Source organism: Cetobacterium sp. NK01, assembly GCF_024506395.1.
GTDB lineage: Bacteria > Fusobacteriota > Fusobacteriia > Fusobacteriales > Fusobacteriaceae > Cetobacterium_A > Cetobacterium_A somerae_A.
In genome coordinates this window covers 485,507-509,434 of the sequence record NZ_JANIBO010000002.1, presented here as the reverse complement: position 1 = coordinate 509,434, position 23,928 = coordinate 485,507, and the positions used below count along the sequence as shown (strand labels likewise).

At 27.9% G+C, this 23,928-nt stretch carries 24 protein-coding genes; 11 read left to right on the top strand and 13 right to left on the bottom strand.

Annotated elements, in window-relative coordinates; genetic code table 11:
• Positions 1-42 precede the first annotated feature (42 nt).
• The 5 genes from NON08_RS11670 to NON08_RS11650 are packed head-to-tail and all read right to left on the bottom strand — an operon-like array spanning position 43 to position 7,538.
• Positions 43-3,141 carry a type I restriction endonuclease subunit R gene (locus NON08_RS11670; RefSeq protein WP_256691763.1) on the bottom strand — a complete coding sequence of 1,033 codons (3,099 nt, stop codon included), beginning with the start codon at positions 3,139-3,141 and terminating at the stop codon, positions 43-45.
• A gap of 16 nt (positions 3,142-3,157) precedes the next feature.
• Positions 3,158-4,192, bottom strand: coding sequence for a PDDEXK nuclease domain-containing protein (locus NON08_RS11665; protein ID WP_256691762.1), 1,035 nt, complete (start codon positions 4,190-4,192; stop codon positions 3,158-3,160).
• A gap of 1 nt (position 4,193) precedes the next feature.
• Positions 4,194-5,378, bottom strand: coding sequence for a restriction endonuclease subunit S (locus tag NON08_RS11660; RefSeq protein ID WP_256691761.1), 1,185 nt, complete (start codon positions 5,376-5,378; stop codon positions 4,194-4,196).
• Position 5,379: 1 nt separating this feature from the next.
• Positions 5,380-5,985: a protein adenylyltransferase Fic gene (gene fic / locus NON08_RS11655; protein ID WP_256691760.1), complete on the bottom strand. Its 606-nt coding sequence runs from the start codon at positions 5,983-5,985 to the stop codon at positions 5,380-5,382.
• Positions 5,986-5,987: 2 nt separating this feature from the next.
• The gene (locus tag NON08_RS11650) at positions 5,988-7,538 is read right to left on the bottom strand and encodes a type I restriction-modification system subunit M (protein WP_256691759.1); all 1,551 of its coding nucleotides are present in this window, start codon (positions 7,536-7,538) and stop codon (positions 5,988-5,990) included.
• Between the two features lie 273 nt (positions 7,539-7,811).
• On the opposite strand from NON08_RS11650, the gene NON08_RS11645 reads away from it, so the two are divergent.
• The 6 genes from NON08_RS11645 (at position 7,812) to NON08_RS11620 (ending at position 12,200) form a co-directional block, all read left to right on the top strand.
• Positions 7,812-8,555 carry a hypothetical protein gene (locus NON08_RS11645; protein WP_256691758.1) on the top strand — a complete coding sequence of 248 codons (744 nt, stop codon included), beginning with the start codon at positions 7,812-7,814 and terminating at the stop codon, positions 8,553-8,555.
• A 621-nt stretch (positions 8,556-9,176) separates the two neighbouring features.
• A complete protein-coding gene (locus NON08_RS11640; RefSeq protein ID WP_256691757.1) occupies positions 9,177-9,494 on the top strand; it encodes a helix-turn-helix domain-containing protein in 318 nt (105 codons plus the stop codon).
• A complete protein-coding gene (locus NON08_RS11635; RefSeq protein ID WP_256691756.1) occupies positions 9,495-10,253 on the top strand; it encodes an ImmA/IrrE family metallo-endopeptidase in 759 nt (252 codons plus the stop codon).
• Positions 10,228-10,797, top strand: a complete 570-nt coding sequence (locus tag NON08_RS11630; RefSeq protein ID WP_256691755.1) for a hypothetical protein — start codon at positions 10,228-10,230, stop codon at positions 10,795-10,797. The genes NON08_RS11635 and NON08_RS11630 overlap by 26 nt, the downstream gene beginning before the upstream one ends.
• A gap of 237 nt (positions 10,798-11,034) precedes the next feature.
• Positions 11,035-11,400, top strand: a complete 366-nt coding sequence (locus NON08_RS11625) for a hypothetical protein (protein WP_256691754.1) — start codon at positions 11,035-11,037, stop codon at positions 11,398-11,400.
• Between the two features lie 122 nt (positions 11,401-11,522).
• Complete coding sequence (locus NON08_RS11620; protein ID WP_256691753.1) at positions 11,523-12,200, top strand: Fic family protein; 678 nt, start codon at positions 11,523-11,525, stop codon at positions 12,198-12,200.
• A gap of 430 nt (positions 12,201-12,630) precedes the next feature.
• Here NON08_RS11620 and NON08_RS11615 read toward each other — a convergent pair whose 3' ends face one another.
• Both NON08_RS11615 and NON08_RS11610 read right to left on the bottom strand, forming a co-directional pair.
• The gene (locus NON08_RS11615) at positions 12,631-12,789 is read right to left on the bottom strand and encodes a hypothetical protein (RefSeq protein WP_256691752.1); all 159 of its coding nucleotides are present in this window, start codon (positions 12,787-12,789) and stop codon (positions 12,631-12,633) included.
• Positions 12,790-12,837: 48 nt separating this feature from the next.
• Positions 12,838-13,050: a hypothetical protein gene (locus tag NON08_RS11610; protein WP_256691751.1), complete on the bottom strand. Its 213-nt coding sequence runs from the start codon at positions 13,048-13,050 to the stop codon at positions 12,838-12,840.
• 313 nt (positions 13,051-13,363) lie between these two features.
• Here NON08_RS11610 and NON08_RS11605 point away from each other — a divergent pair, with 313 nt between their 5' ends.
• The 3 genes from NON08_RS11605 to NON08_RS11595 all read left to right on the top strand — a co-directional run bounded on the left by NON08_RS11605 (position 13,364) and on the right by NON08_RS11595 (position 16,098).
• A complete protein-coding gene (locus tag NON08_RS11605; RefSeq protein ID WP_256691750.1) occupies positions 13,364-14,599 on the top strand; it encodes a Fic family protein in 1,236 nt (411 codons plus the stop codon).
• Positions 14,600-14,797: 198 nt separating this feature from the next.
• Positions 14,798-15,853, top strand: coding sequence for a DNA polymerase IV (dinB, locus tag NON08_RS11600; protein WP_256691749.1), 1,056 nt, complete (start codon positions 14,798-14,800; stop codon positions 15,851-15,853).
• Positions 15,854-15,930: 77 nt separating this feature from the next.
• Positions 15,931-16,098, top strand: a complete 168-nt coding sequence (locus NON08_RS11595) for a hypothetical protein (protein WP_256691748.1) — start codon at positions 15,931-15,933, stop codon at positions 16,096-16,098.
• Positions 16,099-16,145: 47 nt separating this feature from the next.
• Here the strand turns inward: NON08_RS11595 and NON08_RS11590 are convergent, their stop codons facing one another.
• From NON08_RS11590 to NON08_RS11580, 3 genes are all read right to left on the bottom strand, one after another.
• A complete protein-coding gene (locus tag NON08_RS11590; protein ID WP_256691747.1) occupies positions 16,146-16,739 on the bottom strand; it encodes an NAD(P)H-dependent oxidoreductase in 594 nt (197 codons plus the stop codon).
• 2 nt (positions 16,740-16,741) lie between these two features.
• Positions 16,742-17,701, bottom strand: a complete 960-nt coding sequence (locus NON08_RS11585; protein ID WP_256691746.1) for a BMP family lipoprotein — start codon at positions 17,699-17,701, stop codon at positions 16,742-16,744.
• Positions 17,702-17,780: 79 nt separating this feature from the next.
• Positions 17,781-18,812, bottom strand: coding sequence for a hypothetical protein (locus NON08_RS11580; protein WP_256691745.1), 1,032 nt, complete (start codon positions 18,810-18,812; stop codon positions 17,781-17,783).
• A gap of 173 nt (positions 18,813-18,985) precedes the next feature.
• Between NON08_RS11580 and NON08_RS11575 the strand changes: the two genes are divergently transcribed.
• Positions 18,986-19,609, top strand: coding sequence for a hypothetical protein (locus NON08_RS11575; protein WP_256691744.1), 624 nt, complete (start codon positions 18,986-18,988; stop codon positions 19,607-19,609).
• A 66-nt stretch (positions 19,610-19,675) separates the two neighbouring features.
• Here NON08_RS11575 and NON08_RS11570 read toward each other — a convergent pair whose 3' ends face one another.
• From NON08_RS11570 to NON08_RS11560, 3 genes are all read right to left on the bottom strand, one after another.
• On the bottom strand, positions 19,676-21,532 hold the full coding sequence (locus NON08_RS11570) for a pyridoxal-dependent decarboxylase (RefSeq protein ID WP_256691743.1): 1,857 nt from the start codon (positions 21,530-21,532) through the stop codon (positions 19,676-19,678).
• A 21-nt stretch (positions 21,533-21,553) separates the two neighbouring features.
• A complete protein-coding gene (tyrP, locus tag NON08_RS11565) occupies positions 21,554-22,942 on the bottom strand; it encodes a tyrosine-tyramine antiporter (RefSeq protein WP_256691742.1) in 1,389 nt (462 codons plus the stop codon).
• A gap of 109 nt (positions 22,943-23,051) precedes the next feature.
• Positions 23,052-23,225 carry a (2Fe-2S)-binding protein gene (locus NON08_RS11560; protein ID WP_256691741.1) on the bottom strand — a complete coding sequence of 58 codons (174 nt, stop codon included), beginning with the start codon at positions 23,223-23,225 and terminating at the stop codon, positions 23,052-23,054.
• Between the two features lie 135 nt (positions 23,226-23,360).
• Between NON08_RS11560 and NON08_RS11555 the strand changes: the two genes are divergently transcribed.
• Positions 23,361-23,906 carry a helix-turn-helix domain-containing protein gene (locus tag NON08_RS11555; RefSeq protein WP_256691740.1) on the top strand — a complete coding sequence of 182 codons (546 nt, stop codon included), beginning with the start codon at positions 23,361-23,363 and terminating at the stop codon, positions 23,904-23,906.
• The last annotated feature ends 22 nt before the right edge of the window (positions 23,907-23,928 follow it).

The following is a 23,928-nucleotide window of genomic DNA, read 5'->3' as shown; positions in this document are numbered from 1 at the left end:
TAGTTGGCTTTCTCAAAATAAATCCTGCACTAAGCCAAAAGATTAAATTCTGTCACCAATTCCTTTAAACTTTTCCACAAAGGCAGATATTTTCTGGAATACAGTGCTTTTTTTAGTTAAGTAGTTAGGATTAAGAGGGCTCATCTTAGGAATGATTTCGTTTAATTCAGTTCCATTATCACTAGCTTGTTCTTTCTTTAGTGATGTCAGTATATATCTTTTAGCTGCATCAGTATTGAGTTTTTCTTCTTTTATCAACTCTTCAGCTTCTTTCACTTGTTCCATTTGAGCAAATGAAAAAAATGCTTCTATGATACTAGCCTTATCATCAAATTTATCTAGATCAGTATTATTGATAAAGTCCACTATTAAACTTTCTTTTGCACGATTTCCTGTACTTGATCTAATTAAACGACGTACATCTCCAATCAATACATCCTTACTTTTTACTTTTTTATGTTTATCAAAAATTAATTCAAGAATATAGTCTAAGTTTATCTCTTGAGATTTCAAAAGATCTACTTCAAAAACGATATCATCCCATTGGAGTGTAGAATCTTCTCCAACTGTCCCCTTCTTCTCACGACGAAGCCACTCACGAATATCATTATATGTAGAACGATAATCTTGAACTACTCTTTCTTTAGGCATTTCAATTTTTTTCATGTTCTCTATATCTTCATCAGTTACATAATACATACTTTTGAACTCTTCAACCATTTTAGAATCGTCCATATCAAGAGATTGTAAAGCTTTTAATCTTGTAAACTCATCATAATTCTGCAATATGTTTTCAACTCTTAAATATTCACCAAATAGTTTAGCAAAATCCTTTTTATCTCTTTCAGTGACGATATCATCAACATTAGGGAAACGAGAATTCAACTCTCTAACTACTTCTATGTATCCACGACGAGCTGCACCTGTACTAATATCAGTGAACCCTTCCATGTATTCTTTATAACTTTTTTCAAGAACTACATTCTTTGTATTCTTATCACCAAATAGAGTTATAGCATCTATTGTTGCTGCTTCTAAATCTCTAAAAGTAACTATATTTCCAAAAGTCTTTGTAGAATCGTAGATACGGTTTGTTCTTGAGAATGCTTGTATTAATCCATGATAACGTAAGTTCTTATCAACAAACAAGGTATTTAATGTTGGAGCATCAAATCCAGTTAAAAACATCCCAACTACAATTAATAAATCAATCTCTTGCTTTCTTACTCTATTAGCAAGATCACGATAATAGTTTTGGAACTCTTTACTATCAATTCCAAAGTTTGTTTTAAACATTGTATTATAGTCATTAATAGCAGAGATTAAAAACTCCTTTGCACTTTGATTCATTGCTGAAGGCTCAAAAGTTTCATCACCTATATCTCCTTTGGAGTTTTGTTCCTCATTAGCTGCAAAAGAAAAGATAGTTGCTATCTTTAAAGGTTTCTCTCTGTTCTTTTGTAAATTTGTTAATGTTTCATAATAAAGTTTTGCTGCCTCAACGCTACTTACAGTAAACATTGCATTAAATCCTTTTTCACCATTATATGTTCGATGGGTTTTTATTTTAAAGTTATTCAAAATATATTGAGATATTTCCTTGATTCTTTCTGGATGTAAAAAAGCTACCTTTGCTTCTTCAGAAGTTAGTTTATCCTCATCCTGCTCCTTCTCAAGAGATTTAAACTTAGGACGTACATCATTATAATCAACTTTAAATTTAAGAACCTTCTCATCTCTAATTGCATCAGTTATAACATATGAGTGTAACTCTGTACCAAATACACTTGCAGTAGTTTCAGAACCTAAAGCATTTTCTGGAAATATTGGTGTTCCAGTAAATCCAAATTGATAGTACTTCTTAAATTTCTTAGCAATATTTTTTTGAGCTTCACCAAATTGTGAACGATGAGCTTCATCAAAAATAAAGACAACTTGCTTGTCATATATTGGTAAGTCTGCTTCAGTTTTAATTAGATTATTTAACTTTTGAATAGTAGTTACAATGATTTTATTATCATCTTTCTCAACGTTTCTTTTAAGTCCAGCAGTATTTTCAGATCCATTGACACTATCTGGTGAAAAACGTTGATACTCTTTCATTGTCTGATAATCTAAATCTTTTCTATCTACAACAAAGAATACTTTATCTATAAAATCTAACTCTGTAGCTAAACGAGCTGCTTTAAAACTTGTTAAAGTTTTTCCTGATCCTGTGGTATGCCAGATATACCCGCCACTTTCAAGAGTCTTCCATTTTTTAGCTAAATACGAACTTTTTATCTTCCATAAGATTCTTTCTGTTGCAGCTATTTGATACGGTCTCATAATTAACAGTATGTTATTAGAATCAAAAACAGAGTAGTGTAACAGTATATCTAATAGTGTATTCTTTTGAAAAAATGTTGCAGTAAAATCTTTTAAATCTCTAATAAGAGTGTTATCAGATTTTGCCCAGTTCATAGTAAAGTCAAAACTATTTTTATCTCTTTTAGTAGTGTTAGCAAAGTATCTTGTATCTGTACCATTTGAAATTACACAAATCTGAAGATATTTAAATAAAGAGTTATCAGCATTAAAGCTCTCTTTAGTGTATCTATTAACTTGGTTAAATGCTTCACGAATAGCAATTCCACGTTTCTTTAGTTCTACTTGAATTAAAGGCAATCCATTAACTAGAATTGTTACATCATAACGATTACTGCTAGTTCCCTTTTGTTGGAACTGTGAAATAACCTGCAACTTATTTCTACTCATATTTTTCTTATCAAGAAGATAAATATTTTTGAGATGACCATCATCAAAGGTAAAATCATAAATATAATCATCATGAATTTTACGAGTTTTATCTATATAGTTATCACTTGGTTTATCTAAATATTCCTCACAAAATCTTTTCCACTCAGAATCTAGAAATTTAACTTCATTAAGATTTTCTAGTTGTATTCTAATATTTTTTAACATCTCTTTTGTATTGATAAGCTTAGGTAAGTATTCATAACCTTGATTTTGTAAGTCTCTTATAAGTTCAGCTTCTAATTGAGCTTCTGTTTGATAACTTACACCTTGTTGAGCTATTTTATTGTATTTATCTAAAACTATAAAGTTATTGGTTTCTGTAATTGGTTTATATTCAGCCATAAAATTCCCCTTTGTTTTAGTCGTTATATTCTAATTCTAAACTTAACTTTTCTCTTTCCAACTCTTCTATCAATTCATCTTCTGTTGGGAAGTAAAATTGATATTTAGATGCAAATATATTTTTACTATCATCTAGTAATGTATATTTAACCATTGAATCATTTTTATCTGAACAAAGAAGCAATCCTATAGTTGGATTATCCCCATCTAAACGTATCTCTTTTTCATAATAACGTACGTAAAAATCCATTTGTCCTATATCTCTATGAGTTAATTTTCCCATTTTCAAGTCAATCAAAACAAAACATTTTAAAATATAGTTATAGAAAACTAAGTCAATATAATAGTTATCGCCATCTATATTAATTCTTTTTTGTCTACCAACAAAAGAAAATCCCTTTCCTAACTCAAGAAGAAAAAGCTGAAGCTTATCCATAAGAGCAGATTCTAAATCACTTTCTACAGATATTGTGTAATCTCCTTTTCCTAAAAATTCAAAAACCATAGGACTTTTTATAATATCGTGAGCTGTTTCTACTTTTTGTCCAACTACTGAAAGTTCTTTTACTGTAACAGGATCTTTACTCATCTTAATTCTTTCGTATAGCAGAGAGCTTATCTGTCTATCTAATTCTCTTGATGACCAATTATTTTCGATTGTTTCAATCATATAGAAATTACGAATATCATTATTTTTTAATTTCATCAAAAGTCTATAGTGTGTCCAACTCAATTCTCCACGCACTGAGTGGAGAATTGGAAAAGTTAGATAAAATTGTTTCATATACCATAGATTTTGTTTTGAATAACCTTTTCCAAACTCTTTTGTTAGTTTTTCAGAGATAGATTGGATTACATATTTCCCATATTCAGCTCGGTTTTCCCCTCTTTGCTCTTCCTCAATAATCTCTTTACCAATATTCCAATAACTTTCTATCATAACAGTATTTACAACTTTAAATGCTTTAGCACGACCATTTTCTAAAATATTTTTTACTCTAACATATAGATTTTCTACTAATTCCAATTCATTTATTTTTTCATTTTCCATACTATTTCTCCAACTTTTTAAATGTAAGTAGTTTGTCTCTATAGTATTCATATTGCTGTTTTCTTGCTTCTATCTCTGCTGGTAATCCAGTTTTAATATCATTCACAAGAGTATCAAAACGATCAAGTATATCAACGATACGTTGTTGTTCTTTAAGAGAAGGTAAAGGAATAGATATTCCTAGTATTAAAGATGAATTTAGATCGCCTCTTGCACCTTGTTTTCTCGAAAGTAGTTCTTCATATTGACTACAAACACAATAATATATATATTTATAAAGAGCTTTAGTTTCATCTATTTCCATATTATAGCAGTGCTGATTTGTTGTTGTTGGAATTTTGTTTATTGCACATCTACCTGCTGTAGCACCTGAAATAGCAACAATTACACAGTTTGCTGGAATCCATTTTGCAGACGTTTTTTTTACTGCCTCTTCAGTTATAAAACTATCAATTTTAAAAATTTCATTAAATTTAACATCCTGTGTCCTTAACCAAGGAACTGTTCCATTTAAATAAAATTTTTCTTCTCCTTTTTTAGGAGTTCCTCCTGAACATCCTTTTTTAACTATACTTTTAAGCACTACATTATTTTGTTGTTTATTTTTATTTAATAAACTATCTCTATAATATTCATACTGCTGTTTTCTCATTGTAAGCTCTGTTGTAAGCTCTGTTGTAAGCTCTGTTGTAAGCTCTGTAAATGTATCTAAAATACGCACAATCTCCTCTTGTACTGGTAATGGTGGTAGGGGGATTTGGAATTTGGAATATTTTCCAATCCACTGTCTCGAATGATCAACAGGATTATATGTTATATTTTTCATACAATGATAAACATACCTAAAAGATATATTTTTAATTTCATTTAAATTTATTCTCAACATTTTCATAGCAGATGATTTAATTTTAAAATTAAAATCTACCCAATGAAAAGATGTTGTAAAATCATCAAAGATTATAGTTGGATTTTCTTTAGTAGCTTCATAAATACCTGATTCTTCATCTGTGTATCCTAAGATAAATGATTGTCCAGCTGTTAAAACAGGTATTTTAAAACTATCATTATAATTTGTATCTTTAACTATATATTTTGTCGGTTGTTCATAATCTAATATTTCTTCTAAATAGCTGTACTCTACTCCATCAGGACATAGTTCATCTATTAATTGCTGTAACTTACTCATCTTAGACCTCCTCTGTGCTATATTCGCTGTAACCTTCATAGTAGTAACTAACATCTATACCCTTCATGAATAGGTTACGGTCATTGATTTCAGTTGTAAGAGCTTGTTTTAAAAAATGTTTAATCTCAATATCTTTAATAACACTTCTCTCCATAGCTGATAGATACTCATCTTTATCAACTAAATTCCAATCAATTATTTGTTTAATATTTTCTTTTAATATTAAATCAAGCCATATACGAGTTGCTCTTCCATTCCCTTCACGGAAAGGATGAGCAATATTCATCTCCACATATTTCTCAATAATTTCTTCAAATGTTGTTTGTGGCATAGTATCTATATATTTTAACGAGTGTTCAAGATACATTAGTGGTGCAAAACGAAAGTTGTTTTTAGCTATATTAACCTTTCTTATTTTCCCAGCAAAATCATATATATCTTCAAATAGATATTTGTGAATGTATTGAAGCCCTTCAAACGTTCCTATCTGAACTTTATTAATATCTCCAGAGTCAAAGAGTTGCTTAGCTTTTTGTTTACTAATTTTCTCTTCTACTTTTGAAAGCTCTATCTGGCTAGTAATATTCAGTTTATTTTCTAAAGTCATTCTTACTCCACCTCAATCTCTGCAATTATCTTATCTATTTCAATACGAAGTCTATCTATATTGCTTACTGTTGCTTTTATTTTAGTGTTTAGTTCTTTTATATCTATAACCTCTCTTGTATCTTTAGCTTCTACATAAGTATTTACAGAAAGATTATAATTCTCTTCAGCTATTTTAGAATTATCAACAGATTTTGAAACATGATCAATATCCTCTTTAGTGTCAAATATTCTTAAAATTTCTTCAATGTGCTCCTCTGTTAAAATGTTATTATTCGTTTCTTTCTTGAAGAAGTCCTCTCCACTAGCATCTATAAATTGAGTTTTAGAATCAGCTTTATGTTTAGAAAGAATTAGTATATTAACAGCTATTGAAGTACCAAAGAAAAGGTTAGGTGCTAACGATATAACTGTTTCAACAAAGTTATTCTCAATTAGATACTTTCTAATTTTCTGCTCTGCTCCACCACGATAGAATATTCCAGGGAAACAAACTATAGCAGCACGACCTTTACTAGAAAGATAATTTAAACAGTGAAGTACAAAAGCAAAGTCTGCTTTAGATTTTGGTGCTAACACTCCAGCAGGAGCAAAACGTTCATCATTGATAAGAGTTGGATCATCACTACCAATCCAATTAACTGAATATGGTGGATTTGATACAATAGCATCAAATGGTTTTTCATCTCCAAAATGTGGATCTAAAAGAGTATTTCCTAATGCTATATCAAACTTATCGTAGTTTACATTATGTAAAAACATATTCATACGAGCAAGGTTATATGTTGTGTGATTAATCTCTTGTCCATAGAAACCATCTTCAATAATATGGTCATCAAATTGCTTCTTAGCTTGTAGTAGTAATGAACCTGATCCAGCAGCAGGGTCATAAATTTTATTAATTGTTTCTTGATTATGTGTTGCTAATTTTGCAATAAGCTTTGATACACTTTGAGGTGTAAAGAACTCTCCACCAGATTTACCTGCATTAGCAGCATAGTTAGAGATTAAAAACTCATATGCGTCACCAAATAGATCTATATGATTGTCTTCAAACTCTCCAAAGTTAAGACCTTCAACACCTTTAATAACAGCAGCTAAACGACTATTTTTGTCTTTAACTGTATTTCCTAATCTATTGCTTGTAGTATCAAAATCAGCAAATAATCCTTTTATATCAGATTCAGAAGGATAACCGTTTGCAGAACTTTCAATAGCTGAAAAAATTGCTGCTAAATCTGTATTTAAGCTTTCATTAGTGTTTGCATTCTTAGCAATGTTAATGAACAGCTGGCTTGGATAAATAAAATATCCCTTTGTTTTTATTGCATCCTCTTTAATATCCTCTGTGATAACATCATCACTTAAATCTGCATATTTAAAGCTATCATCTCCAGCCTCAATGTAGTTAGAGAAGTTCTCACTAATAAATCTATAAAATAACGTTCCTAAAACGTATTGCTTAAAATCCCATCCATCTATTGAACCACGGACATCATTGGCTATTTTCCAAATCTGTGATTGTAATTCAGCTCTTTGTGCTATACTCGACATTTTTCTTCCTCCGTTTATTCATATCAAGTAACTTTATAACTTACATAAATTTACTTGCTTTCATCCTATAATTTTACTTTTATTATATCATATAGGATTTCAAAATAACATATTTAGGTTCCTCTAGCATAATTTCTAACTCTAAAAAATAATTATTTTAAAAGTATTTATAAAATTTACAACTATATTTATTTTTAATTCCGTCTAATATTTAAAACCATTTTAGCTATTATCTAATATATTTTGTATCTTACATTATGTTAGGAGGTTCTTATGTTTAATCCAAATATTGATAAAATTGCTGTCTGTATTCCAAAGATTAAATTAAAAAAAAATAGTGACTTCAGTTTAAAAAAATACAATGAACCCTATATAATTGCTCTATCTATAGATGGGAATAGTTGTAATTCGCCTTCAATTAATTTTAGTTATCACCCCTTCCCAAAAGTTTCAGTTGGTGATAATTTCACTTTATTTGGTGAAGGTTTTCTTGTATATCCCCCTAAAAATCCAGGTGATTTTTTAGTTACTTCCATACTAGTTATGGAAAGTGATAAATCAATACAACAAACTGGTGAAACAATTGAACAAATTATAAATTCAACTATAAAAGAACAAAATTTTACAAATACTATTTTATCTATTTTATCCACAGTTACAACATTACCATATAAAGAAATTTTAAATGCTCTAACCATACTAACTGATTGCGTAGCTAAATTTTTAAAAAATAATAAAGATGATGAACTATTAAGATGTGAAGGAACTTTTTTAAGAGATACAAACCCTCCTTATAATTTAGGTAAAACACTTTCTCCTATAAGTAACGATTATATTGAACTTTCAATTAATGTAATTTCCTTAGTTGATTCTACTACTCCAACATCTTTTAAAGATATAGTTCATACTTGTATAGATTGCTCCTCTACCGATTTTTCTCTTTACGAAATGGATAATTGTAATTTCAATGATAAAAACAACACATATATAAAGGTTATAGATTTAAAATCAATTTAAATACCGTAAAATATTTTGAAGGATAATCTTAAATGGTTATCCTTTTTTATTCAATAAAAATCTAATTGACAAATTTTGTTAAAGATAGTAAATTTTATAAAATAACCGAATTTAAGAAATCCTTATTTTATTAGGATTTCTATAAACTTAAATTAATCAAAAGGAGGAAATATGAGAAAATTAATAATGTACTACGACATGGACGGTCATAATGAAATCTCATTACCTCTAGTAAATATAAGGGTTTTCAATATCTAATAAATTATTTTGTAACCTACGTGTAACCTATTTAATACAGAGGGATATTTCACGATTGAACTTAATAAAAAAGAGGTAGAAATTAATCTACCTCTTTTTTTCTAATTATAATTCAATATTATTTTTATTAATTTTATAGAGCTTTTTATTTTATTGTAAACTACTATATTTTTTAATATCTTAATATAAATTCAACTTAAATTATTATTAAATTATCGTACATATAAAAAGGATTTATCAATATTTTCAGAATAATATGTTACGTTATTTTTTATTTTTTTATAAAAAACTTGATTTTTTTGTAACACGATTGTATAATTATGATGTTAATATTAATTTATTAACTTGGAGGAGGAAGTGACTATGGAACTTAAAAAACTTAGGGAAACTAACGGTTTAACACAAGAAGATGTGGCAAAGATAATTGGTGTTCAAAGAGAAGTTATATCTTATTACGAACACGGAAAAAGAGAAATTCCTGTAACAAATTTAAAAAAACTTTTAAATTTTTTAGGTATTGAATTAGAAGATTTTAAAAATGGAAAATATGAAAAAAAAATTCAAGTAGCTTACAGAAAGGATGATATTTCTGAAGAAGATTTTAATCAAGTAATATGGCTAAACAAATTCGTTATGAATCTTTCAGATTTAAAAAAAATTAATACCGAGGAGGTAAAGTAAATGAATAAAAAAGAACGATTCCTAGCTATTGATGCTAGGAATAAACTTGGAATAGATATTTTTGAGCCAATAGAAAATATTGAAAATCTTTTATTCAAAAAACAAGGAATTTCAATTATAAAGAAAAAAATGAGTAGTAAAATATCTGGTATTTGTACTAAAAGTAATGATAATACTATGGCTATACTAGTAAATACTTCATATAGCTTAGGGCGTCAAAATTTTACAATAGCCCATGAATACTACCATTTAATGTTTGATTACGATTTAAATAAATATTCCAAAGATAAAGAGACTCAAGCTAATACTTTTGCTTCATACTTTATAATGCCTAAAGAAGCTTTAGAATATTATTTGGAAAAAAAAGGTATTGGAAGAAAAAAAGATGATTTAACACAAGATGATATTATAGAAATATCTACATATTTTAAAATGAGTTATCTAGCAGTTCTTGTTCGTCTAGAGAAATTTGAAAAATTAATTTCTAAAGATAAAGCCAATGAATATAAAAATTTAAATGCTCATAATCTTGCTTTATTAAATGGAATTTTTACAAATTTATATAATGCAACAGAAGAAAAGTTTTCTGCTAAAACAAACTATGTTGAAGAAGTTAAAAAAGCTTTTGAAAGTAATAAAATAACAATTGGAAAATATGAGTCTTTATTGCTCGAAGGGGGATTCGAAGATGTTGTATTCGGTTTAGATAGCTCTACTGTTGAGGGGGTAAATGATGGAATCATCGAAGATTATATGTGACAATGATTTTTTATGTTCTTTTTTATGGGCCAAAAAAAAAGATTTGCTAGTTAATTTATTTAAGGATCGACTTTATGTTCCGGATGCTGTAGTACAAGAAATAGAATCACTTAATACTGGAGGAGTTGGCCAATCTGTATATAATGATTTTAGAAATTTATTAACTAATAATGAAATCAAAACTCTTTCTATCGCTTTTGGCTCAGAAGAAGAAGCTTTAATGGAAAATATTAGAAAAGATTTTTTAAGCAAATTTAATAAAGTTATTGGAGAAGGAGAACTTCAAATGCTAACCTTGGCTATATCCCAAAAAGCTACCTATATTATCAATACAGGAAGTAATAATTTAAAAGATATCTTTTATTTTATCGAGAATGGAGATATAAATAATATAACAACAATGGATGCTCTTTGTTTTGCTTATGAAAAACAATTAGAAAATTTTGAAGAATTAGAGAAAATTAAAAATGAAATGATTAGAAGAAGGAGATGGCTACCTAAAATTTCTGTTCAAGATTACTATAACTCAATCTACAAAAAATAAAAAAACTATGAAATTAATTTTATAAAAAACTCTTTCATAGAACTGAAAATAATCAGCACACAGCTGTTAATATAGATTGGTTAAATATAAATAAAATCGCCAAATTTTGCTTATATTTATTGGTTGTATAAATCGCCAAATTTATACATTTTGTCTTTTTGAATATGTATTATAACTCATTAACAATTTTATAATATCATATTCTCTTATTTTTGGCAAGGCCAAAGGAGAAATTACATGAAAAAAACTTACTCAAATGTTACACAAAAATTATCAAATATGTCTATTGAAGAAATCAATGCATTTTTACAAAGTTACAGTTCTCAACTTGGAAAAAGAGAATTTCATTGTAAAGATTTAGTTGATTTAGTTACTGGTGTTCCTTTTATTACATCAGTTCTTGGCTCTGGTTTAACTGTAACTAATAATACAACTTATAACCCTACTATGTCTGAAGAAATTCATCAAAAAGCGCAAAATATAATCGCTCACGTAAAAAATAACCCTAACCACAATTATAGTCAAAGTGAAATTATGTTTGCACTTGGTTATATAGAGTTATATTACAAAAAAGGAGCAGAAATCAAAGGCCTACTTCAGTAAAATACATACTTTTAAGTGGATACATATTATCCACTTTTTTATTTTAATCTAATTATACTTCTAAGATTGTATTTATATAAATAAAATAATACTACTATAACCATTAAAAGTGAGGTATTTTCATGAATAATAAATTAGTGAAAATTTATGAATTAAAACGTGAACTAAATCATAGGAAATCTCCTAATCAAGGTGAAATAAAAAGAATAAAAGAAAATTATATAATTAAAAACACATACAACTCAAATGCTATCAAAGGAAATACTCTTACCGAAATGGAAACTAGATTTGTTATTGAAACTAATTTAGCTGTAGGTAAAAAATCTTTAAAAGATCATTTAGAAATTAGAAACTACTATAATGCTTTAATTTATATTGAAACTTTAACAAATGAAATTTTATCTGAAGAAAATATAAAAACTGTTCATGCCATACTTTTAGATGGGCTTGATAGAACTAACAAAGGTAAATACAGAACTATTGATACTTCTCAAGAAATTCATACTTTATTATCTTGGTATACTTCTGAACCTGTTACTATTAACAGAATTATTGAATTTATTTGTAAATTTATTAATATCCACTCTTTCATTGATGAGAACGGTAGAACTTCAAGATTACTAACTAATTTAGAACTTCTAAAACTTAGATATCCTCCTATAACTGTTTTAGCTACTGACATATTAGAATACTATCAAGCTCTTGATAAAAGCTACTATGGAGATTATGAAGAAGCCTATGATTTCTTTTATAATCGTATAATTGAAAGTTTAAATGGATATTTAAATTTTACAAAATAAAAAGAATATTATTTTAAAAATATTTTTATAAATCTTAAAACTTTTTTATAAAACCTGTGGTCTAAATATTATAATAAGTGTTAAAAGTAATAAATAATTTAATCCCCCCCAGATAAGAACCTCTATCCCCCCAGAGGTTCTTATTATTTTTTGTATTTTGTTATTTTTTAAATAAAAATTTTCCAAAATTACTATCCTGAAGACTCTTTTCTTTAATTTTTTATAGTATATTTTTTTAAATTTCTTTACTTTATTGATTAAAATATTGTATTCTTAGTGTATAGAAGGGATATGAAGCAGTGAAGGGCTGGTAACCTGGAGCTTAGTATCTTATACCTTTATATTTTGTGTTATGAATATAATAAAAGCCATCTTATTATTAAATATAGGTGGCTTTTTTATTTTATTCTTTATATTGTTTATTTGATTTCTAACTGTCTGTGATTTTAAACCCAACTTCTCGGCTATATGTCTTGGCTTCATTCTCTTCCTCTTCTCTAATATCTATAGCTTCTTGGCCTTTAAATTTAAAATGTGATTCATATGGAAGTAGTTTATAACCTAACTTTGATAACTTAGATACATACACTCAACAAAAGTAAAATTTTCTAACTCAATTTCTCTTATAAATTCCATTTTATACATCAGCTCCTAAAAGATATGATACAAAACCAAAGTCAACTCCCATTTCATTTATATACTCTTTATACTTAGCTTCTAACCTTTCTAACTCTTCATCAGTTATAATGATCTTTCTTATTCCAAAAGTTAGTTTTAAAGATGTTTCTGCTAGTTCTAATTTTTCAATTTCAGAGTTTTCTCTAGATACAGGATACAAACCTACTGGCAAAAAACATGACTCTCAAACTAAAAAATAATCTTCAGATCATTTATATTTATTAGTTACATTTAGTGATTACAAAGCATATTGACAATGATAATAAAGAAAAGAATCTGGTATAGACTTTGATAATCTCACAAAAGAAGAGCTTAAAAGTGAAAACATAAAAAAATATTATAAATAATACTAAGAATAAATAAAAATATTTATATTTTATATAATATTTTTATAAAACATTATTTTAAATATCAATTTTATCTTTTTTTATATTTTAAAATATGTTATTATAAAAAATAAATATAATATAGGAGGTTTTTATAAAATGATTGAATATGAAAGTTTAGAAAAATTACATTTTAAAGGGAAAAATGTAGTTGAAGAATATCAAAAAAGAAGTAGTAGTTATTGTACTTATAATACTGAGTTAAAAATTTATCCTATATTAAGAGGAGAAAGAGTTTTAGCAGAACAATATTCTTTATTCTATTTGCCTATAAATGAAATAAACCTTCTTCAAGAAAAGATATTCCTAAATAGTAAAAAAATTATGGAGCTGAATTTGGAGTTACCTCCCGCTGCTAGAATTGCTTGTCTTAATGATATTATGACAAATGAGATTACTAAAACTAATGGAATCGAAGGAGTACATTCAACTAAAAAAGAAATTTATGAAAGTATGAATCCCAAAAAAGCTACTCGTTACTCTGGAATTGTCAATAAGTATAGACAAATTATTTCAAATACTTTAGACAATATCAACTCTCCAGAAGAAATAAGAGGTTTATATAATGACTTATTCTCAGAGGATATCTTGAAAAATCCAGAAAATCAATTGGATGGCAACTTATTTAGAAAAGAAAGAATAAATATTTCAAATGGAAGTAATAATATAATACATAGCGGTGATCCTTCGGAAGAAGTTATCATAGAACATATTAACGATTTAATTAATTTTATGAATAAAAAAGATATTCCATCTTTAATAAAAGCTTCAATTGTACATTATTACTTTGAATATATTCATCCATTTTATGATGGTAACGGTAGATTTGGTAGATTTCTTTTTTCTATGTATCTAGCTAGAAAAGTTGATATTTATACAGGATTATCTCTTTCTTACGCTATCTTTGAAGATAAAAAAGAGTATGCCGATTTATTTCTAAATGCTTCAAAAGTAAGAAATTATGGAGAAGTAACTTTCTTTGTTATTGGAATGCTAAAATTCATTATAAAAGGACAGAATAACATTATTCAAATGTTAGAGAATAAAATTTTAAAACTTAACTATGCAAAAGATTATATTAAAGGAATAAAAATTTCATATAATCTTTCAGAAATTGAATCTAAAATATTATTTATATATATTCAAAATTATATTTTCGCCAAAGAGAATCCATTAACAGATAAAGAATTATTAAATCATGTAAGTGATATAAAAAGTATCCAAACTTTAAGAAAACATTTGGATAACTTAGAAAATTTAGAACTAATTGGACTTGTGTCAAAAAAACCATTCATAAGAACTGTTAGTGACAAAATTAAAGAAATACTAGATTAATAATCCTCTCTTTTTTTACTAAAAATCAAGGAGAAAAAGTCCACTTCTATTTAATAAAGTTAGCCTGTGCAACTTTTAAACCTATATTTCAAAAACTATTAAAAGAGTTGAATAGTGAATTTATAAAATAATCAAAATTAAGAAACCCTTATTTTATGAGGGTTTCTATAAACCTAAATAAAATCATAAGGAGGAAATATGAGAAAATTAATAATGCACTACGATATGGACGCTTTTTATGCATCAATTGAGATTAGAGATAATCCTAAGTATAAAGACAAACCCATTGTTGTTGCTGGTGGAGTTGTTACAACTGCTAGTTATCCCGCTCGTAAGTTTGGTATCCACTCTGCTATGAACACCTTAGATGCTAAAAGATTATGTCCTAAGCTCATTGTCCTCCCTGTAAATAAAGAAAAATATTCTTATGAATCTAAAATTATTCAAAAGCTTGTTTTAAAAATAACTCATAAGGTAGAGTTTATCGCTCTTGACGAAGGTTTTGTGGATATAACCGATATCATTTCTAAATTTCCATCAAAAGAGATTTTTGCCAAAATTTTTAGAAAAAGAATTTATGAAATTACAGGACTTACTTGTTCTGTAGGAATTGGACCTAACAAGCTTACAGCTAAAATTGCCTCTGATATAAATAAACCTGGTGGACAACATATATTTAATAATGAAAGCGAATTTATTGAATTTATAAAAGAAAAAAATATTAGAAAACTTCCCGGTGTTGGAAAACAATTTGAAAAGCTTTTAAATAAAAATAATATTAATTATGTTAAAGATATCTATCCCTTTTCATTAAAAGAACTTACAGCAAAATATGGTACTTCTCGTGGAGGATTACTCTATACTTACAGTCGTGGAATTGATCATAGAGAAGTCGATTTTAATAGAGCCATACACTCTATTGGTAATGAAAACACTTTCAGAATTCCACTTGATTCTGAGGAAGAGATAAATAGGGAAATTGAAGACCTTTTTAATTGGTCTTATAATCGTCTAAAAAGTAAAAAATTATTAGCTAAGACTATTTCTTTGAAAGTTCGTTTTAAAAATAGAGAAACTTTAACTCGTTCAAAAACTAGATTTATCCCAAGTGATGATAAAGATATTTTAAAAGGAATGTTAGATGAAATTTTAGTTACTTTAAATTTAAATAATAATATAAAACTTCTTGGAGTTTCCTTTTCCAATTTAGAAAACCATTCTAATCGACAACTTACTTTTGAAAAACTCTATTAATTTTTCTATAAAAAAAGATTTTTCTATTTTTTAGAGTATATTATGATAATTCAAAATATTAAAGGAGGTTGAAGGTTATGAAAAAAGTTGTTTTAGCAAGCATTTTCTTTAGTTTATTCTTTATTGGATGTTCTAGTTCTCAACCTAAAGAAGAACCTGTTGTTGAAGAAGTTATTGTTGCAGAACCTGTTGTAGTAGGAAAAGAAGTTATTGTAGCTCCTGTTTTAGACAAACAAAGTTATTAGAGAAAGAAATAGATCATAGAAAAAGGTCACATTATAGTGACCTTTTTTTATAAATCTATAAAACTACTCTCTTTATTCTCTTTTTTTAAACGCTCTAAATATTTTCTATGATTTATATCTATATTGTTTATGTGTTTAATATATCTATTTGCTGAAGATTCAACCTCATCATCTGATAACCTAGGAGTGTTAAAAAGAGCAAAATATGGTAAATATACCATTTGTAAAGCATTTGCTGTAGCTTCTAATGGTCGCAATAGCTCTGTTATAGTGAAATTATTATAACTTCCTCCCATATATGAATATTCTGGAGCTCCTATTGAAAGTGCTACTAAAAATTCTTTTTCTTTTAATGCGTCACCATTAGGACCATATGCCCATCCGTATTCAAAAACTTTATCAAAATACTCTCTCATTAAAGCTGGCATATTATACCAGTAAAAAGGAAATTGAAAAACTACTCTCTCTGCTTTTTCTAAAAATTTTTTCTCTTGCTCAATATCTATCATTTTATTCTCTTTATAAATTTCATCTAAAAATCTAATTGTTATATTATTTTCTTTTTTTAAAGCTTCTATCCAGATTTTATTAACCTTTGACTCTTTTATATTTGGATGAGTTGCTATTACCAATATCTTCATTTCTAATTCACCTTAATTTTTCCTAAAACTATATCCTCTTTTAATTTTTCAATAAATTTTATATTGTCACTTCCTATAATTTCTTTTGTATATTTAAAATCTGTAGTTCCTACTCCATTTTCTTTTAAACCAAAATTATATACTTGTCCTTTAAATTCCCCATTAACAGTGTCTTCAATTACTTTATAGATAGCATTATTTACATTTTTTAACATTGATGTTAAAATTTGTCCTTTCACTATATCATCTTGATCACAATCTACACCAATACCATAAATTCCTTTTTCTTTAACTCCTTCTAAAATACCTATTCCTGTATTACCTGAAGCATGATATATTATATCAACTCCTTGATTTGCTAAAGAATACGCATGTTCTTTCCCTTTTAAAGGATCACTAAACGGGGCATCTCCACCAACATATGTTGTTATTACCGAAATCTCAGGATTTACATATTTAGCTCCTTGTTCATAACCAGACTTAAATCTATTTATTAAAGGTATATCCAATGCTCCTATAAATCCAACTTTTCCTGTCTTACTCATTTTTGCTGCTATTGCTCCAACTAAAAATGAACCTTCACTTTCATCGAAAACTAACGAAGCTATATTTTCTCCTTCTTTCGCTTTTGTATCTACAATTGCATATTTTGTATTTGGAAACTTAGAACTAATATCTTCCATAGCATCTTGTGCTGTATAAGATGTCGCTATGATTAAATCAAATCCATTTTGAGAATATTCCTCTAAAAAATATGCATCTTCCATCCATGTATTAGGTTCTACGTATTTTACTTCAATATTAAAATCTTTTTGTGCTTTTAGTAAACCAGCATAGGCTGAGTCATTAAAAGACTTGTCCCCTAATCCACCCATAGCTAAAATCAAACCAACTTTTATTGGTGCAGATAAAATAGTTACTGATGCTAATAGAAATACAATAAAAATACCAATTTTTTTCATAAAAAACCTCCCCAATTTTATATTTTTTATTATATCTTAAATTTAAAAAAAGAGCTATCTTTTGATAGCTCTTTATCTATTAAAAATCGTATGTTACGCTAACTCCACCTTGAGGTTGTAATTTCCAATCTTTCTCTGTACTTCCCCAAACTTGGTTAGAGTATTTAACCTGTGCAAAAACAGAGAATGATAGATCATCAGTGTAATTATAAGTTACTTCTAATTGAGGTAATGCAAATAATACGTATGTATTTTTATTATTTCCACTATCTACTGCTGGTCCTAACCACTCATAAATTTGATTTCCAACTATGAACGGATCCCACGCTGCGCTTCTATTAGATGATATATATGGGTCAAATCCTCCAGTAAAATTAAATGCTAATGATGTCTGTTCATTGAATTTATATAACTCTTTTGAATATCCTAACCATGCTAGAGCCATAAAATAATTTGCTGAATCATATTTAGTTCCTGTTGTTTGATTTTCTATTTCAAAGCTTCCATTATACCACTCTTTAAATACATATGCATTAAAAGTAAATGTAAAATTAGCTGGTAATTGCCAATTTGTTAACAAACTTAAAAATCCAGCATTTTGATGTCCTGATGGCCCCTTTGTTTGCCAACCATAGATATACATTGGCGATATTGCAAATTGAGTTGCTTGAACGTAATCTCCTTTTGGTATATAATCTACAAAATCAAATTCAGTTCTAGCAAATACGTATGTTAAATTTGTTCCTGTAAAAAATGCTTGGTTTTGAAGTGTTACTTCTGATTTCCACTTTATCTTTGAATCACCTAGTACCCCATGATTATAAGTTAATGTAGCTTGTGGTGAACTATAGTTATTATCTTGTTGATTCTCTCCGCCATTATAATCATACATATTCCAAACTCTATCCCACTGTAAACCAATACTCCAATCTTTTGCAAAATTATAATTTAATACAATTTCAGGATGTGAAGATTCTGTTTTATATTTTCCAGCATTTCCATAAAAAGTTTGAGTAAATCCTATATTACCGTTAGGAGTAAACTCCTCTGCATAAGCAGCTCCAGCAATAAGTAATGATCCTATAAGTGTTTTTAAAAATAATTTTTTCATAATTTACCTCCCGTTATAATTAATGAAGTTTCTCTATTTTCAGCTTAAGTATACAAGAAGTTCGTAATTTTTCCTTCTTAATTATTGATTTATTTTATATTTATTATTAAAAAGGAATTAAAAATAATTTTCGAATAGAAAGTATAATTATTCCTTATAGGAGGTTTAAATCTATGGTTAAAAAAATTTTAACTTTATCGTCTTTTTTATTACTATTTCTTCAAGGATGTAGTGCTTTAGATAGCCGTGTTGTTGCTGTTGATTCCTATTCTACTATGCAGTCTTATGGTGGAACATATTACCTTTCTACAAATTCACCTGGACTACAACTTCAACAACAATCATTTGAAGTCATACTGCAAAACATGCTTCAAACTAAAGGATATACTAGAACATTTGATCAAAAAAATGCCTTATATAATATAGTTTATAACTATAGAATTAGAGGACCTTACACTCGTTTAGAGTCTTATCCAGCACCTATAAATCCTTGGTGGAATGGACCTTATGGTGGAATATATAATGGATTTTATGGAGATATGTGGATGAATTCAATCAGTGCTACAACATACTTTGTTAAAAGATTAGAATTATCAGCTTATACTAAAAATAATAATGCTGTTTGGCAAGCTATTGGAAGTTTAAAAAGTGATAACAGTGATCCTAGAGTAAGTTTTCCATATCTAGTTTCAGCTATTTCAAACTATGTTAATGTTAACTCTAATCAGGTAGTTTATTTAAATGTTGAAGAAAATTCTAAAACTGGTCAATATACTGCTACTCCATCTATATGGTAAACTTTTAATTATAAAATAAATACAAAATAAAAAAACCTAATCATTTAAGATTAGGCTTTTTTTATTTTATTTATTTATAAGAAGATTCAATTTTTTTATAATAGATTCCTCAACTTTTTCAATATAAACTTTAAAAGTCTCTGGATTATTTAAAAATGGAGATAACACACAAGCTCTTAATAAAGTTAAGTCATTAACTTTAAACCATTCCTCTTTTGGAATATCTAATCTTTGTAAAACATCTAATGGACTATTAGCATAGTCATTTATATTAAAATCAGTATGTGATGTTACAAATTCATTAGCATATAAATTAGGAGTCATAACTGAAGATAAATCATATAAATCATGATTTAATTTATTCAATGATTCTAGTGATTTATTACCTTCAATATTAAATATAAAATCAACCATATTAAAATCTGGTGAAGTTAAAGGTTCTACTCTTACAACTTTATCTCCAACTTTAATAGATTTTTTAGTTTTTAAATAGTCATAAAGATTAAAAGCACCTTCAATACTTGCTCCAATTAACTTACCATAACCTGAAATATTTAGTGGTAAAACTCTATGAGCAGCCCAAACTGCTGCTGCTGTAGCTCCTGCTTTAGACCCTTCCATTATAAAGGCTCCAAGTAAAGCTGGTATTTCCACTCCTTTTTCAAATACATAGCTAGCAAAATATGATATAGAGTTTCTCATTCTTCTATCTTTAATTACAATTCCTCCCGCAGCATAAGGAATATATCCCATTTTATGAGGATCAATTGTTATACTATCAGCTTTACTCATTGCTTTAAAAGCATTATATATATCATCACTTGGCCAGTTTATATTTTCATTATAAAATACTCCATATTCTTTATATTTTTCTTTTAAATTTGATTTTTCAATAAATTTATATTCTTCATCTAAGAATATTGATCTAGCATAACCTCCATAAGCTGCGTCTACATGGAAATAGAAATTAATTCCATTTTTAGAGTATTCCTCTTTTAGTTCCACTATTTTATCTATATAATCAACTGCACCTTCTTCAGTTGTACCAACTACTGCTACAACACCTAAAATTGGAGTCTTTTCAGCTACAAGTTTATCTATTGTTGCTTTTAATTTATTAACATCCATTCTATAGTTATTGTTAAGTTCTATTGCAACTATGTTATCTGTACCAATTCCTAAAACATCTGCAGCTTTCAACCATGAATAGTGTTTTGTTTCTGGAACAATCCATTTACCTAAATGTGGTAACTCTTTTGATGCTGCTCTAGCTGAGTGAGCTTTCAAAATCTCCCACTTATTATCATGATTTTCAATTAAATCAATTATTTGTTCAATAGGCATATTCATCAAAGCCCACTCATCTTTTCCCTCAACAAGTTCAGGAGCAACTTCTTTCATTGCTAAAGGTAATGATTTTAAATTTCTAGCATACCAAATACCTTCAAAATTCGCAATAGATCCGTCACAACAAATATGTCCCCATCCTTTAACTGGGTCAAATCCTAATAACTTACATAAATCAGCACCAACTTCATCTTCCATTACAGAAGTTGGCTGTGAAGATTCATATGCAACATTATTTAGATTGTAAAGCATAGCTCCAAAATAACCTAATAGTCCAGGCATTAATGTTTCTGAATTCATATGCCCTAAATATCTTGGAGAATGCCAAGGTGTTGCTCCAGCTCTTAAACGTCTTGAAAGTTCTTTTAAAACTTCTTCACATTTATCTGATGTATCGATAAAAGTCTCACAATTCTTAAAAGAAGTTTTTATAACTTCATCATCGCCAGGTTGATAGTTTTTTCTCCACTGAGCATGGTCTTCAAATAATTTAACAAGTTCTTTTAAAAAGAAATCCTCATTCTCTGATTTAGGCCCTAAAAATAATGCATTTAAATTAACTCCAGTATTTTCCATAATCCTTCCTCAACTCCTTAATTAATTTATTTTTTTCCAAGATTCTTTTTTAAATTTATATATAACTAATGGTGCAACAAATAAAGCTAATACTCCTACAATTTGTATAAATAATGATGCTGTATGAAGATTTTCTGGAATATCACTAGATGGAATAATACTAACTATAATAGTTAAGATAACTCCAATCATCCCCAATATAACTGTAATCCACATTCCTGGTTTTCCACCTGGCACAGGTACTGATCTAACAACATCTGGTCTTTTATATCTTAAAACAACTTCAGCTATTAGTATAAATATATAAACTATACAATATAATACTGTTGTTAACATTAAAATAATTATAAATCCAGTATTTATAGCTGGAACAACTATATAAAGAAGTGTAACTAATGTTATTACAGCTGCTTGTATTAAAATAAATGTTACTGGAATATCATCTTTATTTCTCTTTTGGAAAATCGGTGGTAATAATCCCGCATCTGCAACTTTTATCATTGCTTTCGATGGTCCTAAAACCCATGCATTTAATTGAGCAAAAACTCCTAAAGCGATCATTAAAGCTATTACATTTGTTGCCCAAGGAATTCCTAAAGCATTAAAATATATTTGGAAAGGTTGTGTTATAACCGCTAAATCAATTTGATTAGAAGGTATAGCATTAGCTTCTGTTAAAGAAGCGATTAAGTTAAATATAACCATTAAAAATATTGTTATAAAAACAGCTATAGGATAGTTTCTTTTTGGATTTTCAATATCATTGGCATGCACAGATGCAATCTCTAATCCCGCAAAAATAAAGATAACACCAGCAAAGAAAGATAATTTATCTAATGAATCTAAACTAGGAATTGCAGTCTCTAAAGTTAAAGGTCCTAAATTAACATTTCCAATTTTAAACGAATACCAAAGTCCTAAAACAATAAGTAAAGTTGCTGGAATATAAATTCCAATAACAGCTCCCCAAGTACTTATCCATTTACCAAATTGCGCCTTAAAGTTTAAAAGTGTTATGAACCAATAAGTTACAATAACTGTTACAACTATAAAAACATTATTGTTAGCAAGATCTGGTCTACTAATAACATATGGAAGCATTGAAGCAAATGCTGTTGAAACCATTACCATTCCAAAAAACATTTGAACCCATAATAGCCAAGCTGTTACAAAAGCCCATTTTTCTCCTAGTGCTTCTCTTACCCAAACTTGAGGTCCTCCCTCTTCTGGCCATCCTGTTGCTAATTCAGCGGCAACAAGAGATATTGGTATCGCAAAAAATATAGCTGCTGCTAACATGTAAAAAATACCGTACCATCCCACACTTGCTACAGTAGGTATGTTTCTAATACTACCATAGAAGGCAATACTAATTGCAATTAACTGAAATAATGTAATCTTCTTGTTCATATGATACCTCCTCATATATAAATTCGGTTAAGTATACGTAACGGTATTCGAAATTCCTACTTTTATTTTAAAAAAAAGGGAAAGATTATGTATCTTTCCCTTTTTTTATTTATTTTTCTTCATTTATAATTGCTTCTATTCTATCTAAACATCTACCGCAACCTGATCCAGCACCAGTTACATCAATTACTTCAACTAATGTTGTAGCTCCATTTTCAATAGCAGCTAAAACTTTTCCTAAAGTAACTCCTTTGCAGTAACATAACATTGTATTTTCAGACATTTTATACCTCCAATATCTTTTTTTAAAGTATACCACAAAGGTATAGTATTTGCAATATTTTTATTTGCTTCTTTGCAAATAATCCAAAAATAAGTTATACTTTAATAATGGAAAAAATATTTAGGAGAACAAACAATGAACGATATAAATCTTGGATTAAAAATAAAAAAATTTAGAACTGATCAAAATTTAAGTTTAAAAGAGCTTGCAGAAAAAATAAAATCTACCTCTGCACTTTTAAGTCAAATTGAAAAAGGTACCACAAATCCTTCTATAAATACATTAAAAAATCTTTCAATAGCTTTAGATATTCCTCTATATAAATTTTTTATAGAAGAAACTTTAAAAAAAGTACATATTGTTAGAGCTCAAGATCGAAAAATTATAACTCCCTCTAAAGGAGAAGGAGTTTCTTATGAAATATTAAGCCCCGAACCTCAAACAGATGTAGAGTTTATGATATTAAATCTAGATCCCTATTCTTCCTCTAAAGAAAAAGAAATTGGACACGAAGGCCAAGAAGTTGCTTTTATATTAGAAGGAGAAGTTAAACTTAATCTAGAAAATGAATCATATGTTTTATTTCAAGGAGACAGTATAAAAATTGAAAAATTTGTTAAACATAGTTGGGAAAATTTTACTTCAACTATTAGTAAAATTATTTTTGCAGTTACTATATAAATTAAAAGAGAGATTACGAATA